The following is a 13,827-nucleotide window of genomic DNA, read 5'->3' as shown; positions in this document are numbered from 1 at the left end:
GGAGTCCCCGGACCGCGCCCCGCGATCGCGATGAGCATTCCCGAACCCCCGACCAGTACCGCGAACCGCGGCCTTGACTGGCTCCTGGACAACCTCGTGGAGAAGACGCCGGGCGTCCGGCACGTTCTCGTGCTGTCCAGAGACGGCCTGAAGATGTGCTTCACCCCCGGCCTGGACGAGGACCAGGCCGACCAGCTTTCCGCCGTCTCTGCGGGGATCCAGAGCCTGTCCCTCAGCGCCTCGGCCGAGTTCGGTGACGGCCTGGGGTCAGGGCAGGCCATGGTGGAGTTCGGTGGGGGGCTGCTGCTCATCGTGCCGGCGGGGGAGGGGGCCCACCTCGCCGTGATCGCCGACGCCGACGCTGACGTCGGCATCGTCGGGCACAACATGAACGAGCTCGTCGAGCAGATCGGCACGTACCTCACCGCCGCGCCGCGCTCCGTCGCCGGCGGCGACACCACGTCATGAACCCGCGTCCCATCGATCGTGAGGACCCCGACCGGCTCTACACCGTCACCGGTGGCCGCGCCCGTGCTGACGAGGCGTCCTTCGACACGGTCACGCTCATCGTCAGCGAGTGCGAGCCCACCCCCGCGATGCAGTCCGAGCACGCGCGGATCCTGCGGATGTGCCGACGGCCGATGGCGGTGGTGGAGATCTCCGCAGAGCTGCGCCTCCCGGTGAGCGTGGTGAAGATCCTGCTGCGCGACCTGCTGGACACCGGCCAGATCACGGCCCGTCACCCGGCGTCGACCACGACGTGGGCCCGGCAACCCTCCCCGGAAACCTTGGAGCAGGTACTCATTGCACTCCAACGCCTCTGACCAAGCGACGCACGACGGCCCGACCCCCCTCCGGGCGACCGCCACGGACGCCCTGAAGATTGTGGTCGTGGGCGGGTTCGGCGTGGGCAAGACGACCATGGTCGGGTCGGTCAGCGAGATCCGCCCGCTGAGCACAGAGGAGGTCATGACCCAGGCCGGTGTCGGCGTGGACGACCCCAGCGGGGTGCGGCAGAAGACCACCACCACGGCCGCGTTCGACTTCGGTCGGATCACGCTCACCGACGACACGGTTCTGTACCTGTTCGGCGCGCCCGGTCAGGAGCGGTTCTGGTTCCTGTGGGACCAGCTGTTCTCCGGCAGCCTGGGGGCGGTCGTGCTGGTGGACACCCGCCGCATCGAGGACTCCTGGTACGCCATCGACCGGCTGGAGCACCACCGCATGCCGTTCGTCGTCGCGGTCAACCGGTTCGGTCCCGGGCCCGACGCCGCCCGGGTGCGCGAGGCGCTGTCGCTATCCGACGGGGTCCCCCTGGTCGAGTGCGACGCCCGCGACCGCGAATCCGCCAAGTCCGTGCTGATCAGACTCGTCGAGCACCTCAGGCACCTGTACGTCCCATCGCCCGCTCAGGAAGGCACGCCGTGACGAACGACCCCAGCTTGCCCGAGCCCTCCTCGCCGGCACATGCGGACCGCCCGCTGTGGGATGACTACCCCGACCACACCGACGCGGTCCGGTTCTACGGGCCGGAGATCGCCAAGGACCCGGCGGTGCTCTACGACGAGATGCGGCGGCGCCAGGGCCCGGTGGCGCCCATTCTGCTCGACGGCGACATCCCCGCCTGGTTCGTGCTCGGCTACCGCGAGGTCCACCACGTCACCAGCAACCCCCAGTGGTTCGCACGCGACTGCAGGCGGTGGAACGCCTGGGACCACATTCCCGACGACTGGCCGCTCATGCCCTACGTGGGCTGGACACCGTCGGTGATGTTCGCCGAGGGCGCCGAGCACCAGCGGCGCGCGGGCGCTATCGGCGACGCGCTGGACGCCCTGGACCGCACCGAACTGTCCCTGATCTGCGAGCAGGTGGCCGACCAGCTCGTCGACGACTTCGCCGGGGAGGGGCAGGCCGACCTGATCGCCCGGTACGCCCACCGGATCCCGGCGGGCGTGGTGGCGCGGATGTTCGGACTGTCCGAGTCCGACGTCCCGGCCCTGGTGGAGGACGTCCTGGCCTCCTTGGACGTGGACGAGTCCGCTGCTCTGGCGCACCAGCGGCTGCACGCGCGGATGCAGGCGCTCGTCGCCGACCGCCGCGTCCGCCCGGCCGACGACGTCCCCTCGCGGCTTCTGGCGCACCCGGCCGGCCTCACCGACGACGAGGTCGTCATCGACCTGCTGGTGGTGATGGCCGCCGCGCAGGCGCCCACCGGCAACTGGATCGGCAACGCCCTGCGGTTGATGCTGGTCGACGACCAGTTCTCGGTGACCCTGCAGGGCGGGCGCAGCAGCGCCGGCGAGGCGCTCAACGAGGTGCTGTGGAAGAACACCCCCACCCAGAACTTCGTCGGACGGTGGGCGGTGCAGGCGTGCGAGGTCGGCGGCCGCCGGATCCGCAAGGGCGATCTGCTGGTGCTGGGTTTGGCCGCGGCCAACACCGACCCGCGGGTGCAGCCGGAGTGCCCCTCGGACTCCTCGGCCAACCGGGCGCACATGTCGTTCGGGCACGGCGAGCACGGCTGCCCCTTCCCGGCCCCCGAGCTGGCCGAGACCATCGCACGCACGGCGATCGAGGTGCTGCTGGACCGGCTGCCCGATATCGAGCTGGACGTGGCCGCCGACGAGCTGCGGTGGCGGCCGTCGGTGTGGATGCGCGGCCTGTTCTCCCTGCCGGTGCGGTTCAGCCCCGGGGTGCCGGTGTGGCCGGCGGGGGCGATGGGCGCCGCGGCCCACGAGAGCGCGTAGCCGCGACCGCCCCTCTGGAGTTCGGTACCGGTGGTCGGCTATGCCGCCGGGGTGAACACGACCGGCAGCTCGGCCGGTCCCCGGGTGAACACACCCCGCTCGACCGGGTCAGCGCCGTCGGCGAGCCGCAGGTCTGGCATGGCGTCCAGCAGCTGGTTGATCGCCACCGTCACCTCGGCCTCCGCCAGCAGCGCCCCCACGCAGAAGTGCCGTCCCAGCGCGAACGCGAGGTGGTCGGCCGCGGCGGTGAAGGCGGTGGCGGTGTCCAGCTCCGTGCGGTGGATGTCGAAGGAATCAGGATCGGAGTACCGGTTCCCGTCGCGGTTGGCGGCCCCGATCAGGCAGGTGACGGTGCTGCCGGCCGGGATGGTCCCGCCGCTGACCGTCACGTCCTGGGCGGGCTGCCGCATGATCATGTGCACGGGGGGCGTGTAACGCAGCGTCTCGGCGAAGGCGCGGGGGATCAGGCTCCGGTCGCGGCGGACGTCGTCGAGCTGGTCGGGGTGGCGCAGCAGGTTGGCGAACGTGCTGGCCAGCGCCTTGTCCGTGGTCTCGCCACCGGCGGCGAGGAGGAGGCTGCAGAAGGCCTTCACGTCGTCGTCGCTCATCCGCGTGCCGTCGATCTCGGCCGTGCACAGGGTGGAGAGAAGGTCGTCGCCGAGGTTGTCCCGGCGCTGTCGGATGACGGGGAGCATGTAGTCCGCGAGCTCTTCGCGGGTCCGTATTCCGGCCGCCGCCACGTCGGGGTCCTGGGTGAGGTTGCCGAGGAACGCGATCATGGCGGTGTACCACCGGTGGAACCGCGGGTGGTCGGCCTTGTCGAGGCCGAGCATGTCGACGATGACGTTGATGGGGAAGCGTGTGGCGAACTCGTCGACCAGGTCGGCCGACCCGGCGGTGCGGAACCCGTCGATGAGGTCGCGGGCGTTCTCCTCGATGACCGGGAGGAACTGCTCCCGCAGTGTCCTGCCTCGGAACGCGGGCGCCACCAGCGCACGGCGCACGGCGTGCTCGCGCCCGCTCATCTGCACCAGCGTGCGCCCGTGGATGGGCTCCAGCTGCCAGTCGTAGTTGGCCGTGGTGAACTCGTCGCTCTTGAAGGCCTTCTTCACATCCTCGTAGCGGGAGATGATGTAGCTGTGCATCCCTTCGTGCCACAGCAGCGGGGCGTCTCTCCGCAGGACTCGGTAGGCGGAGTACGGGTCAGCCGTGAAGGCGTCGGAGAGGACGTCGGGTACGGCGCGGGCGGGGGGCATAACGCTCCTTCACTGCGCGGAAGAACGGGCGCGAACCGCCACAAGCGTAAAGAGCATTCACCGTCGAAACCAGGCCGTCACGGGACATTCCGCCCCACCGGTCGGACGAGATGGGGCCGCCGCCCCACGAGAGCGGCCGCGTCCGACCACGTGCGACGTGGTCGGAACGCGGGTTCGCGGCCTTGACGGCCGTCTCCGTGGAGTCGGTGAACGTCCTGGCCACACTCGGGGGTGCGCTGGTCGGCACCGGGAGGTTCGGGGGCACCGTGCGTCGGCCGAGATCCCTACGCTGGCAGAAGCCTGTGACGGGCCGTCAGATGTCCAGGCCGACCGTGCGCTTGGGCGGAGGGCCGACGATGACCAGGTCGAGTTCCTCCTGGAGCTTCTGCAGCTCGGAGGCCGGAGGCGCCCCCACCACCGTGGGCGAGTTGTCGTCGGAGTAGATGTGGTCGGTGGTCGGGTCGGCAATGTGCCCGAAGAAGGGCTCGAACACGTCAGGGGCCAGGATGCCCAGCATCTCGGTGTGGTGGGAGTCGAAGGCGAAGGTGTGGATGGTGCCGGCCGGGGCGTGCACGAAGTCGCCCGGGGTCAGCAGGATGTCCTCGCCGTTGGCGTGCAGCCAGATCCGGCCCGACAAGCAGAGGAAGTTCTCGGTGTGCTCTCGGTGGAAGTGGCGAGCGAAATACTCGCTGGGGCCACCTTGGCTGAGAAGAGCGAAGTACTGGTGGCGGGTGTTAGCCCCCCGGCATAGATAGCTGTGCATCCCGTTGGGGTATGCCAACCGGTCGCCTTCCCCCGCACGCAGGAAGTAGGGCTCGATCCCCGTTGGTAGGCGTGCGTCCCACTCCAGGCTCGCTTCCACTTCTTCCTCGTCGGGGAAGGTGATGCCGAGGGGGGCTCCGATCTCGGCTCGGCGACCGGGAGAGCTGGAGTGGTCGGGCCGGTTGGGGTGGATGTGGCTGTCGACGGGAGAGCCGAGCCGCTGGATGTAGGTGAGGGCGCCGCCGGGGGCCGACCATGTCAGCATGCGGGTGTGGTGGGCGAGCATCCGGTAGGCGAGAGGAGTGCCCGGGGGCACGGTGAATGAGTCGCCCGGCACGAGAACGCGGCTCTCCCCGCCCAGCCACACCTGCACACTGCCCTTGATGACCATGAAGGAGCGCTGGTGGTCACGGTGGGCGTGGTAGCCGGTCGCTGCCCCGCGCCCGCCACTGATGTAGGCGGCATCGAACAGCCCGCCGGTGTCCTGAGTCCGGGCGATGATGGTCCACAGCTGTCCGTCGACCTCGTACCGCTCTCCCTCGCCGTTGGCGACGTAGTAGGGCACGGGCGCACCGGGAAGCTCGTTGCGCAGGGGCGTGAAGGTATGGACAGCCTCGAGATCGGTGGTCAATTCGGTTTTCCTTGTTTCCGATGGGTTGGCAGGTGGAGGGTGGGTACAGGCCTCATCGCCCGAGCAGATGACGCCGGAAGAAGTCGCCCACCACGTCGTAAGAGAAGGCGGCCTGGTGGCTCGACGGGGTCTGGCCAGGCGCGATGCGATGGCATACCGCCGGAGGGTGCGGTTCACGCTCAAGGCGCCCTTCCTGCAGAAACGTCGGCCGGGGCGGTGTGTCGGCCCCGGCACTCGTCGCTCCGGGGAACTCGCTCACGGACTGCCGGTTGAGGAACCCGTGGCCGAAGCCGTCGATCAAGTAGAGGGTGCTCTCGACGCCTGCGGCGGCCAGCGCGTTGTGCAGCAACGCGCTCTGACTTGGCCTGACCGCGGGGTCCGCCGTGCCGTGCACGATCAGGAACGGGGGAGCCGCAGCCGTCACGAAACTCAGCGGGGAGGCCGCGCGGGCCTGATCCGGTAGCTGCGAGGGGGACCCGCCCAGCAGCCGGGTTTCGGGGCGGTCGGCGTCGGCCAGCGCCAGAGCGGCCAGGTCGGATTCCGTGGCGGCCGTGAGCAGGTCGACGGGACCGTAGCCTTCGGCGACCGCGCTGACCGACGCGTCAGGCTCCGGGCCGATGTCCGGCTCGCCCGCCAAGGTCTCTAGGTGCCCGGTAACTCCGGCCAGTGCCGCGAGGTGGCCACCGGCCGAAGACCCCCACAGCCCGATCGAACCGCCATCGATACCGAGCCCAGCGGCGTTGCGACGCAGATAGCGCACCGCGGCACGAACGTCGTGCAACTGTGCCGGGAAAAGGGCGTGACCGCTGAGCCGATACTCGATGCTCGCCATGGCGATGCCGCGTGAGGCGAAGTAACGCCGGAGGTCAGGGGCGAGATGGCGGTCGCCGGTGAACCAACCGCCACCATGCAGCCACGCCACGACCGGCGGCGCACCCGACGCCTTGCTGGGAGGCGGCAGGTAGAGGTCCAGCACCAGTGGGCCGGTATCACGGTCGGCGAAGACCAGGCCGGTGCGGACAGCGACGTTGTGCATGCCCCCATCCTGGGCGGACAGCAAGGATGACACCACGACAAGAATCCGCACGACCGTTAGGCGGAGACCAACGATCACGGCGCACAGGACCAGGGCGGGGCGGCCACCTCCCGCTACGTCCAACGGCGAGAAAGGTGATCATCGCCCCATCCCGGTCGGCCCTCGGCCGGAATGAGCCTGCGCGTAAGGCGGTTAGGCTGGCTCGCGGTTTCTGGGAGGGCCGGTTGGATCTCACCGTTCAGCAACTCCGCTACTTCGTGGCCGTCGCGGAGGAACTCCACTTCACGCGGGCGGCCGAGCGGCTGATCATCGCTACCCCCTCACTCAGTCAGCAGGTCGCGGCCCTCGAACGTCGTCTGGGGATGCCGCTCTTCAAGCGCACCTCCCGGCACGTGGAGCTGACCCCGGCGGGGCAGGCCCTTCTCCCTCTGGCACGCCGCGCGGTGGGCGCCATGGATGACGTCATCCACTGGACCACTCAGGCGGGGGACCTGGCCGAGAGGGTCCGCGTGGGCATGGTCGGCGGCACCGGCCTCGCCTCGGCCATCATCGCTGAGGCCGCCAGAGCCCTGCCCACGGTGCGCTGGGAACTCCGCCGTCTGGAATTCGCTGACAGTGTGGCTTCCCTGCGGAACGACCGCGCCGACGTCGTCCTAGCGCCTTCCGCGATAGCGCCCCGCACACGCGGAGTCCGCGCCGTACCGCTCTGGACGGAGGAGCCCGTGCTGTGCGTCCACTCGACGCATCCGCTGGCCGAGCGCGCGAGCGTCTGCATCGGCGACATCGTGGACTGCGAATTCGCGGGCAGAGACGCCGGGAACGCGGGCCTCCCTCCCGGCCTCATCGAGTCCTGGCCGGCGGACCACGCGCCAAGGATCGTTCACACAGTCAGGACGTTCGATGAAGCCATGGACGTCTGCTCCGTCGGCCTGGGCGTCTTCATCACGGGCAGCGCCGCGGCGTCAGGCAACCCCCGGCCCGACCTGACCTATGTGCCAGTCAGCGACCTACCCGACCTGACCATGTACCTGCTGCACGAGGACAAGACACGGACCGGCGCGATCCCGGCGTTGGAACGGATCGCCGCCGACCTGGCCCGCCGTGAGGCGCACCGGTTCGGCGCTCGGAAGGTGGGGCGAACCCGCGTCGGCGGCGGCCAAAGCCCACGACAGCCTCGCCCGCGATTGCGTGGAACCCGCGGCTGACCACCGTTGCCACATCGGCCAGATCAACGGTCAGTTGGTTCCGATAGGTCACCATCGCCACCGCGTAAATGCTGGCGGTGATCGCGGCGGTCGTGTGCTGCACAACGGGCCCGCATCACCCGCAACAAAAATGTAGGGACCACGGAAAACATCGGACTCACTCATCTAGTCCTTTAGTCCTTTAGTCCTTTCCGCGGATGGAGTAGCGGATGATCGAACCGAGGAATTCCAGGAAGCGCTCCTCGGGGTCTCCAAAGGGATTGTCGTGGACCATGTAGGTCCAGGTGGAGGTGGGCCGGTTCAGGCCCGCCGCGTCGGTGTCGACGCCATCGGCGGTGATCTCGGCTTTGTCGAATGTTGCGGCGGCGCGGTCGCGGACGTCGTCGAAGAATGACCGGAACTGCGCGACAGCCTCGCGGTGGAAGGCGTTGAGCGGGCTCTCGCGTCCGAGCGCGCGCAGATGGATGCCCTCGCGCATGGCGCTGAGGTAGCCAAGGTGCTCCGACCAGCGCTGATCGAGGTGGAAGAGGAAGATCACCCGCGATGCCTCTTCCAGGACCACCCTCCCGACCTCCTCCAGGAGGCTCGAATAGCGCTCCGCGCGCAGCCCGGCGAGCTCGTTCGCCGCAGCCGGGCCGCGCATCAGCTCGTCGCGGTGGGCAAGGACTTCGTCGCGTTGGATCTGTAGGAGCTGGTTGTAGCGCCACGTCGTGCGATGGACGTCCAGGTGCGCGCCTTCGGCCACGCGTTGCGCATGCTCGGCGGTGAACTTTGTTCGGCGGTCGTCCAGAAGGCCGCCGGGCCCGCTGCGCGGCGGGTGCCGCAGGTCCGGGACGTTGCGCGTGATCAGCTCGTCTTCGAGGCTGAGGAAGAACACCGAGCTCCCTGGGTCCCCTTGGCGGCCTGCCCTGCCGCGGAGCTGATCGTCCAGGCGGCGTGTGTAGTAGCGGCTCGACCCGACCACATGCAGGCCGCCCAGCCCCGCTATGCGGCTGTGGTCAGCTCCGTCGGCGCCGCCAAGCCGGATGTCCGTGCCGCGCCCCGCCATCTGGGTGGAGACCGTTACGGCGCCGAAGGTGCCGGCCTCGGCGATGATCCGCGCTTCCTCCGCGTCGTTCTTCGCGTTGAGCACGGTTGGGCGCATCCCCTCCCTGCGGAGCAGGCCGGCCAGGCGCTCCGACTCAGCGATGTCCATCGTGCCGATCAGCACGGGGCGGCCGTTCGCGTGCACCTCGGCCACGTGCTCGACGAGGGCCTCCTCCTTGTCGGCGGTGGTGGCATAAACGCGGTCGGGCCGGTCCTCGCGTATGCAGGGCCGGTTGGTCGGCACCCTGCCGACATCCAGTCGGTAGAACTCGCGCAGCTGCTCACACGCTGCCATCGCCGTCCCCGACATCCCGCAGACCCGCTCGTACCGCCCGACGAGGGCCTGCACCAGCATCCAGTCAAGGACCTCGGCCTCGCCGGTCGAGGCGACCCGCTCCTTGGCTTCGACGGCGGCGTGCAGTCCGTCGGGCCAGCGCTGGCGCATCGCCACCCTTCCCCGCGAGGCGCTGACCAGCTGAACGGCTCCGTCGCGGACGATGTAGTCGACGTCGGGACGGAGTAGGGCGTGAGCGTAGAGGGCGACGTTGACGCGGGACAGGGTGTCAGCGTGGGCGTCCGTGTACAGATCGAGGCCGCCCAACTCCTCCTCCACCCTCTCCAGCCCCGCGTCGGTCAGGTTCGCCACCAGGCCGTCCTCGCCGACCTCGTAGTGCAGGTCGGGGGTGAGGCCCGCGACGATCCGGGCGATGACGGTGTCGCCGTCGTCCTCCCCTCCGGCGGCACCGGCCAAGACCAGCGGTACGCGAGCCTCGTCGACGAGAACGGCATCGGCTTCGTCGACGATGGCCACGTCGGGCCGCGGCTGGACGATCTGGCCCGGGTCTTCGCGCAGCCGGTCACGCAGCACGTCGAAGCCGAATTCGCTTACGGACCCATAGACGACGTCGCACGAGTAGGCGTCGCGGCGCTCGGACCATGAGGAGTCCTGGGCGACCCAGGAAGCCGAGACGCCCAGGAGCTCAAAGACCGGACGCATCCACTCGGCGTCGCGCCGGGCGAGGTAGTCGTTGACCGACATCACGTGTACGCGGTGGCCGCGCAGCGCATAGCCGACCGCGGTCATCGCCCCGACCAGCGTCTTGCCCTCGCCGGTGGCCATCTCCACGACGTTCCCCGCGAGCATCCCCAGGGCACCGAGGAGCTGCACATCGAATGCCCGCTCACCGAGCACGCGCCGGGCTGCCTCACGTCCCAGGGCACAGAGTTCCGCCGGGTCGGGATCGGTGCCGCCGCACGAGGCTTCCCGAACCATCTCGGCGCGATGCCGCAGCTCGTCGCCGCTCAACTCCCGCATCGGGGGTCCCAAAGTGCCCGCTGCCTCGACGACGCGCTCGAACCGGCCCATGTCGACGTGACCAGGCCGGTCCAGAAGCCGCATCACGCGCTCATGTATGTGGAATAGGGCCATCGCATCCTCCACCAGCAGAAAGCAGGACGACTGGGTGAAACCCGGGCGGGAGGAACTCGGCTACTCATGCTAGAGGGACGCTCCTAGCCCTTTCAGTTGGGGATCAGCGAACTACCGCAGGGTCGCTGATCCCCAACTGAAAGGGCTAGGAGCGGTTTGCTGCTGACAGCCCCTTGCACTTTCCAGACTTTGGGTGGGGGGTGCAAGCCCGGCCTTTTAGGTCGTGTCCCGCGGGAACGGGTGCTCGGCCCCCTCCACCGCGCACCCGCTGTTTGCCGCGTCCCGGTAGGCCCCTCTCCTTCCAGGACGCGGCGTTCCTCATTGGTTTATGCGAGGAAGCGGAGAGACCACCCCTGGGGTGCCATCCGGTCTCTCGCTCCAACAGTGTCCGGAAGCGTCCATGTGCCTTGCGGTGTGGCCAGCGGGCCGGATGCACGTGAGTGGCTGTCGCGCCGCGAGCCCCAGACGCTGACGGGGGTGCACGTGTGCGGGGAGACTCTGCCCGCAGGCGTCGCCGAGCCAGTCGGTGGCCCGGGCGAGGATCGCGAGCGAGGTTTCACGGGCGGCGGAGAACCAATAGGAGCGGTCCTGCGTCGCCTCGACAATCCGGTCAGCGAGTTCCCGCAGGCAGCGGGCTTCTTCAGGGGTGAGCTCGAGCACGGGGCGCACCCCCTGAGGCGCGGCTTCGTACAGCGGGATCCGCGTCGGGGCTGCGACTGGGGGAGCGGTTACAGTTCATGACGTGACCTCGTTTCGTCAGAGTTCGGGGTTGCTGTTGCTCTGTCGGGTGTGGGCGCACCCGGCAGAGCCCTCGGCGCTATGCCGCAGCTGCGGCCATCTGAGATCCGCGCGGCCGGGGGCGCCGCGAGAAGAGTTCTCTTACGCCCCCCTTTGTGCCTGCAACGAGAGAACGGGCGGCCATCTCGGGGTTGTCCGCCGGTATGGGGGCGCTGTCTCCTGTGACGAACCACCACTGATCATGGAGCCGCATGGCCACAATTGCCACGCGCGTGCCGTCAGATCGGAGGGCGTAGAGCACGGGGTAGTCGGTGTTGCCGAGCGCAACGAGTGCGGGCGTTCTCAGCCTGAGAATCTCGGCCTGGAGTCGAGCGGTTAGAGAGCGACGGGTCTCGCCTGCTGTGTGTGACGGAGACATCAGATCTCCTCTGTGAGGCATGGGCCTGAGTGCTGGTTCGCCTGCGGCTACGCCGCAGGCTGACTAGCCTTGAGTCCAGGTAACTGCTTTGCCAATGGAAAGTCAAGTAGAATTTCCACTTATACACTGATCTGGTTCACTGCCAGGCGTTATCGAGTACGGTTGCCTCCGTACTAGCAGCTGCAGGAGGCAGAACGACGATGGTGAACCCGGGGCCGCAGGTGCTTCGCTTGCAACTTGGTAGGGAGATCCGCCGCCTCCGTGAGGCCTCTGGATCCGTCTCCCGCGAGGACATCGCCCATGCCTTGGGGTGCGGTCTGTCCAAGGTCAGCAAGATCGAGCTGGGCTACAGCACGCTTAGTGCTGCAGAGGCGAACAAGCTTGTAAGGCTGTTCAAGCTGTCCGGTGATGAGGCTCGTGGTTTTCGGGATCTCGCAGCTTCCGCTCGCAAGCGTGGCTCATATGGGAAGGTGCCCGACTTCGCTCGAGGGTTCGTCAGCATGGAAGCTGGAGCTGACGAGCTGAAGATCTTCTATGAAGAGCTGATCCCGGCACTCTTCGAGACCGAGGCCTACGCTAGGGCGCTCTGCTCGACTTCCGTGACTAACGCTCCGGCTGACATCGCGCGCATCGTCAAGGGCCGAATGGACCGGGCTGCGATTCTCCACCGAGATCAACCACCGAACGTGTCGCTCATCCTGGGTGAAGGCGCCCTGCACCGCGCTGTCGGAGGCCGAGCAGCTCTCCGCGACCAGCTGTCCCACCTGCACAAGCTCGCTCAGCTCCCACATATAGACCTCCAGATCCTCCACTACGACTCTGGCGAGCATGCGGCGATGGGGGTCGGCTTCACCCTGCTCCATCTGAGGGAAGTAGAGTCGACCTACGTCTACTTGGAGGATCTGACCGGTTCCGACTTCTGGGATCGTCCCCAGCACACCAGCGTGTACGAGTTGGTCTTCAACAAGCTGCAAGTAGCCGCGCTCGGGACGCGTGAAAGCATGCTCCTTATAGAGCGACGGATTAATGAACTCAGTCAGGAGGCGCCCTGATGTCTCAGCAGGACCGGGCGTCGGCGGTGTGGCATAAAAGCAGCTACAGCGCAGGTGCCAATAACTGCGTCGAAGTCGCGGAAGGCAGAGTGACCAGTGTGCGCGACAGCATGAACCGCCATCTCGATGCCCTCTTCTTCACCTCTGCGGAGTGGCGTTCCTTCCTCTCTGGAGTGAAGAACGACGAACTCTGATCTGATATTCGGCGTATACGGTGACCGATCGCCGGCCTCCGCTCCCCGGAAGCGATCCCCCGACCAGGGATTTCTCTATGAACTCGTTCGAGGTGCATACCCTTGATGGGGTTCGGCTCGACGTAGTCCTGCACCTTGCAATGACAGGCACAACACGAGGGAAAATCACCTGGGCGCACGGCATTGCTGCTGATAAAGACGAGGGGGATGTTTGTTCGGCTGGCGGAGCAGCTCGCCATAGCAGGATTCGCTGTCACCCGGTTCTCCTTCTGCTGACACGGTAAGAGCGGCAGCGCCCCAGAAGGGGTGACCATTGTCGGAAAGACGCTGGATCTCCAAGCTGTCGTAAAGCACGCAACTGAGCGGCTCCTGGGCTGATTACTATTGTGGCCGCCAGCTTTGGGGCCGTCCCAACCGCACTGATGCTGTCAGTCCTGGAGAAGCAGCTCGCTTCCCTCGTGCTGTGGAGCCCGGTCTTCGACCTTGATCACACCTTCCTCCACCCCTAGCTTCCCTAGAGAAAGGCGAACTTCGGATCAGACCGACAGCGCAAGCTGCACGAGCAGGGCCGTCTACTGATCGATGGCGAGTTTCCGATCGGACAGGTGCTGTGGCAAGAACTCTCTCGCTACGACCTAATGAAGGAATTTGGTCGCTCCCAGGTACCTGACCTGGTCACTCACGGTGACCGCGACAGCTACGTCTCCTACGAAATCGCTCGCTCAGCCGCCGAAGAGCGGCAAGACACCGAGTTTCGCACGATCGAATCGAGCTCTGAGCATTAAGGGGACAACACTAGGGCTAATCGTTACCTGCCGTGCTTGAACACTGCGTGGAAGGGTATCAGGATTACCAGCAGGAGGCGATGCTTTCTTGAGCTGCGGGGCGCCTGCCAGCCGCCGAGCCGGTCATCAGGTTCCGCTCATGCTGACCATGACAGAGGGATTCCGATAGCCCTTGCCAGTTCTTCGTTGAAGAACGATATGTGGTCGTCAGTCTCAAATTCGCGGGGAGGTAAATGGGGCCTGCTCGGCGCACCGTTCCCGTGCACCGCGTCATCATATGCAGCTGAAACAGCAGATCCGATGAGGAAGCCTGTGGCATCTTCGATAGTCAGGGAGTTAGCGGGCCAACAGTACTTTCTCTCAGCCACCCTCAGTGGCGGAAAGATGCTCCAGATGCCGCGTTCGGGGGCTACGAAGCGACAGGCATCGGAATCAAGGAAATGCACCCCGAGGTGAGAGAGCAGGTGGGGGTTCTCACTTCGCTCGCG

Annotated in this window: 12 protein-coding genes; 8 read left to right on the top strand and 4 right to left on the bottom strand. The window is 67.3% G+C overall.

The window, feature by feature from the left end; genetic code table 11:
- The first annotated feature begins 30 nt into the window (after positions 1 to 30).
- The 4 genes from CDO52_RS26160 to CDO52_RS26145 are packed head-to-tail and all read left to right on the top strand — an operon-like array spanning position 31 to position 2,747.
- Positions 31 to 468 (top strand): roadblock/LC7 domain-containing protein, encoded by a 438-nt coding sequence (locus tag CDO52_RS26160; protein ID WP_017618464.1) that lies wholly within the window; start codon positions 31 to 33, stop codon positions 466 to 468.
- The gene (locus tag CDO52_RS26155; RefSeq protein ID WP_017618465.1) at positions 465 to 824 is read left to right on the top strand and encodes a DUF742 domain-containing protein; all 360 of its coding nucleotides are present in this window, start codon (positions 465 to 467) and stop codon (positions 822 to 824) included. Before CDO52_RS26160 ends, CDO52_RS26155 begins: the two co-directional genes overlap by 4 nt.
- On the top strand, positions 805 to 1,428 hold the full coding sequence (locus tag CDO52_RS26150; RefSeq protein WP_017618466.1) for a GTP-binding protein: 624 nt from the start codon (positions 805 to 807) through the stop codon (positions 1,426 to 1,428). Before CDO52_RS26155 ends, CDO52_RS26150 begins: the two co-directional genes overlap by 20 nt.
- Positions 1,425 to 2,747: a cytochrome P450 gene (locus CDO52_RS26145; RefSeq protein WP_394340770.1), complete on the top strand. Its 1,323-nt coding sequence runs from the start codon at positions 1,425 to 1,427 to the stop codon at positions 2,745 to 2,747. The genes CDO52_RS26150 and CDO52_RS26145 overlap by 4 nt, the downstream gene beginning before the upstream one ends.
- Positions 2,748 to 2,785: 38 nt before the next feature.
- Here the strand turns inward: CDO52_RS26145 and CDO52_RS26140 are convergent, their stop codons facing one another.
- From CDO52_RS26140 to CDO52_RS26130, 3 genes are all read right to left on the bottom strand, one after another.
- Positions 2,786 to 4,003: a cytochrome P450 gene (locus tag CDO52_RS26140; RefSeq protein WP_017618467.1), complete on the bottom strand. Its 1,218-nt coding sequence runs from the start codon at positions 4,001 to 4,003 to the stop codon at positions 2,786 to 2,788.
- 313 nt (positions 4,004 to 4,316) lie between these two features.
- Positions 4,317 to 5,396, bottom strand: coding sequence for a quercetin 2,3-dioxygenase (locus CDO52_RS26135; protein ID WP_017618468.1), 1,080 nt, complete (start codon positions 5,394 to 5,396; stop codon positions 4,317 to 4,319).
- A 52-nt stretch (positions 5,397 to 5,448) separates the two neighbouring features.
- Positions 5,449 to 6,432, bottom strand: a complete 984-nt coding sequence (locus tag CDO52_RS26130; RefSeq protein ID WP_017618469.1) for an alpha/beta hydrolase — start codon at positions 6,430 to 6,432, stop codon at positions 5,449 to 5,451.
- A 224-nt stretch (positions 6,433 to 6,656) separates the two neighbouring features.
- Here CDO52_RS26130 and CDO52_RS26125 point away from each other — a divergent pair, with 224 nt between their 5' ends.
- Entirely contained in the window at positions 6,657 to 7,637 is a 981-nt protein-coding gene (locus tag CDO52_RS26125) for a LysR family transcriptional regulator (protein ID WP_017618470.1), read from the top strand.
- A 181-nt stretch (positions 7,638 to 7,818) separates the two neighbouring features.
- On the opposite strand, the gene secA2 is transcribed toward CDO52_RS26125, so the two are convergent.
- Positions 7,819 to 10,122, bottom strand: a complete 2,304-nt coding sequence (secA2, locus tag CDO52_RS26120; protein WP_017618471.1) for an accessory Sec system translocase SecA2 — start codon at positions 10,120 to 10,122, stop codon at positions 7,819 to 7,821.
- A gap of 1,386 nt (positions 10,123 to 11,508) precedes the next feature.
- On the opposite strand from secA2, the gene CDO52_RS26115 reads away from it, so the two are divergent.
- The 3 genes from CDO52_RS26115 (at position 11,509) to CDO52_RS29180 (ending at position 13,063) form a co-directional block, all read left to right on the top strand.
- A complete protein-coding gene (locus CDO52_RS26115; RefSeq protein WP_017618472.1) occupies positions 11,509 to 12,360 on the top strand; it encodes a helix-turn-helix domain-containing protein in 852 nt (283 codons plus the stop codon).
- Positions 12,360 to 12,554, top strand: a complete 195-nt coding sequence (locus CDO52_RS26110; RefSeq protein ID WP_026125760.1) for a DUF397 domain-containing protein — start codon at positions 12,360 to 12,362, stop codon at positions 12,552 to 12,554. Before CDO52_RS26115 ends, CDO52_RS26110 begins: the two co-directional genes overlap by 1 nt.
- A gap of 386 nt (positions 12,555 to 12,940) precedes the next feature.
- The gene (locus CDO52_RS29180; protein WP_017618474.1) at positions 12,941 to 13,063 is read left to right on the top strand and encodes a hypothetical protein; all 123 of its coding nucleotides are present in this window, start codon (positions 12,941 to 12,943) and stop codon (positions 13,061 to 13,063) included.
- Positions 13,064 to 13,827 lie beyond the last annotated feature (764 nt).

Origin of the sequence: Nocardiopsis gilva YIM 90087, assembly GCF_002263495.1 — a bacterium.
Classification (GTDB): Bacteria; Actinomycetota; Actinomycetes; order Streptosporangiales; family Streptosporangiaceae; genus Nocardiopsis_C; species Nocardiopsis_C gilva.
Note: the sequence above shows the minus strand (reverse complement) of the source record. Positions and strands in the feature narration are given on the sequence as shown.

Bases quoted from the DNA above. Each gene is read 5' to 3' on its own strand.
- CDO52_RS26140 (WP_017618467.1), bottom strand. From the start codon at position 4,003: ATGCCCCCCGCCCGCGCCGTACCCGACGTCCTCTCCGACGCCTTCACG.
- CDO52_RS26115 (WP_017618472.1), top strand. From the start codon at position 11,509: ATGGTGAACCCGGGGCCGCAGGTGCTTCGCTTGCAACTTGGTAGGGAG.
- CDO52_RS26160 (WP_017618464.1), top strand. From the start codon at position 31: ATGAGCATTCCCGAACCCCCGACCAGTACCGCGAACCGCGGCCTTGAC.
- CDO52_RS26155 (WP_017618465.1), top strand. From the start codon at position 465: ATGAACCCGCGTCCCATCGATCGTGAGGACCCCGACCGGCTCTACACC.
- CDO52_RS26110 (WP_026125760.1), top strand. From the start codon at position 12,360: ATGTCTCAGCAGGACCGGGCGTCGGCGGTGTGGCATAAAAGCAGCTAC.
- CDO52_RS26130 (WP_017618469.1), bottom strand. From the start codon at position 6,432: ATGCACAACGTCGCTGTCCGCACCGGCCTGGTCTTCGCCGACCGTGAT.
- secA2 (WP_017618471.1), bottom strand. From the start codon at position 10,122: ATGCGGCTTCTGGACCGGCCTGGTCACGTCGACATGGGCCGGTTCGAG.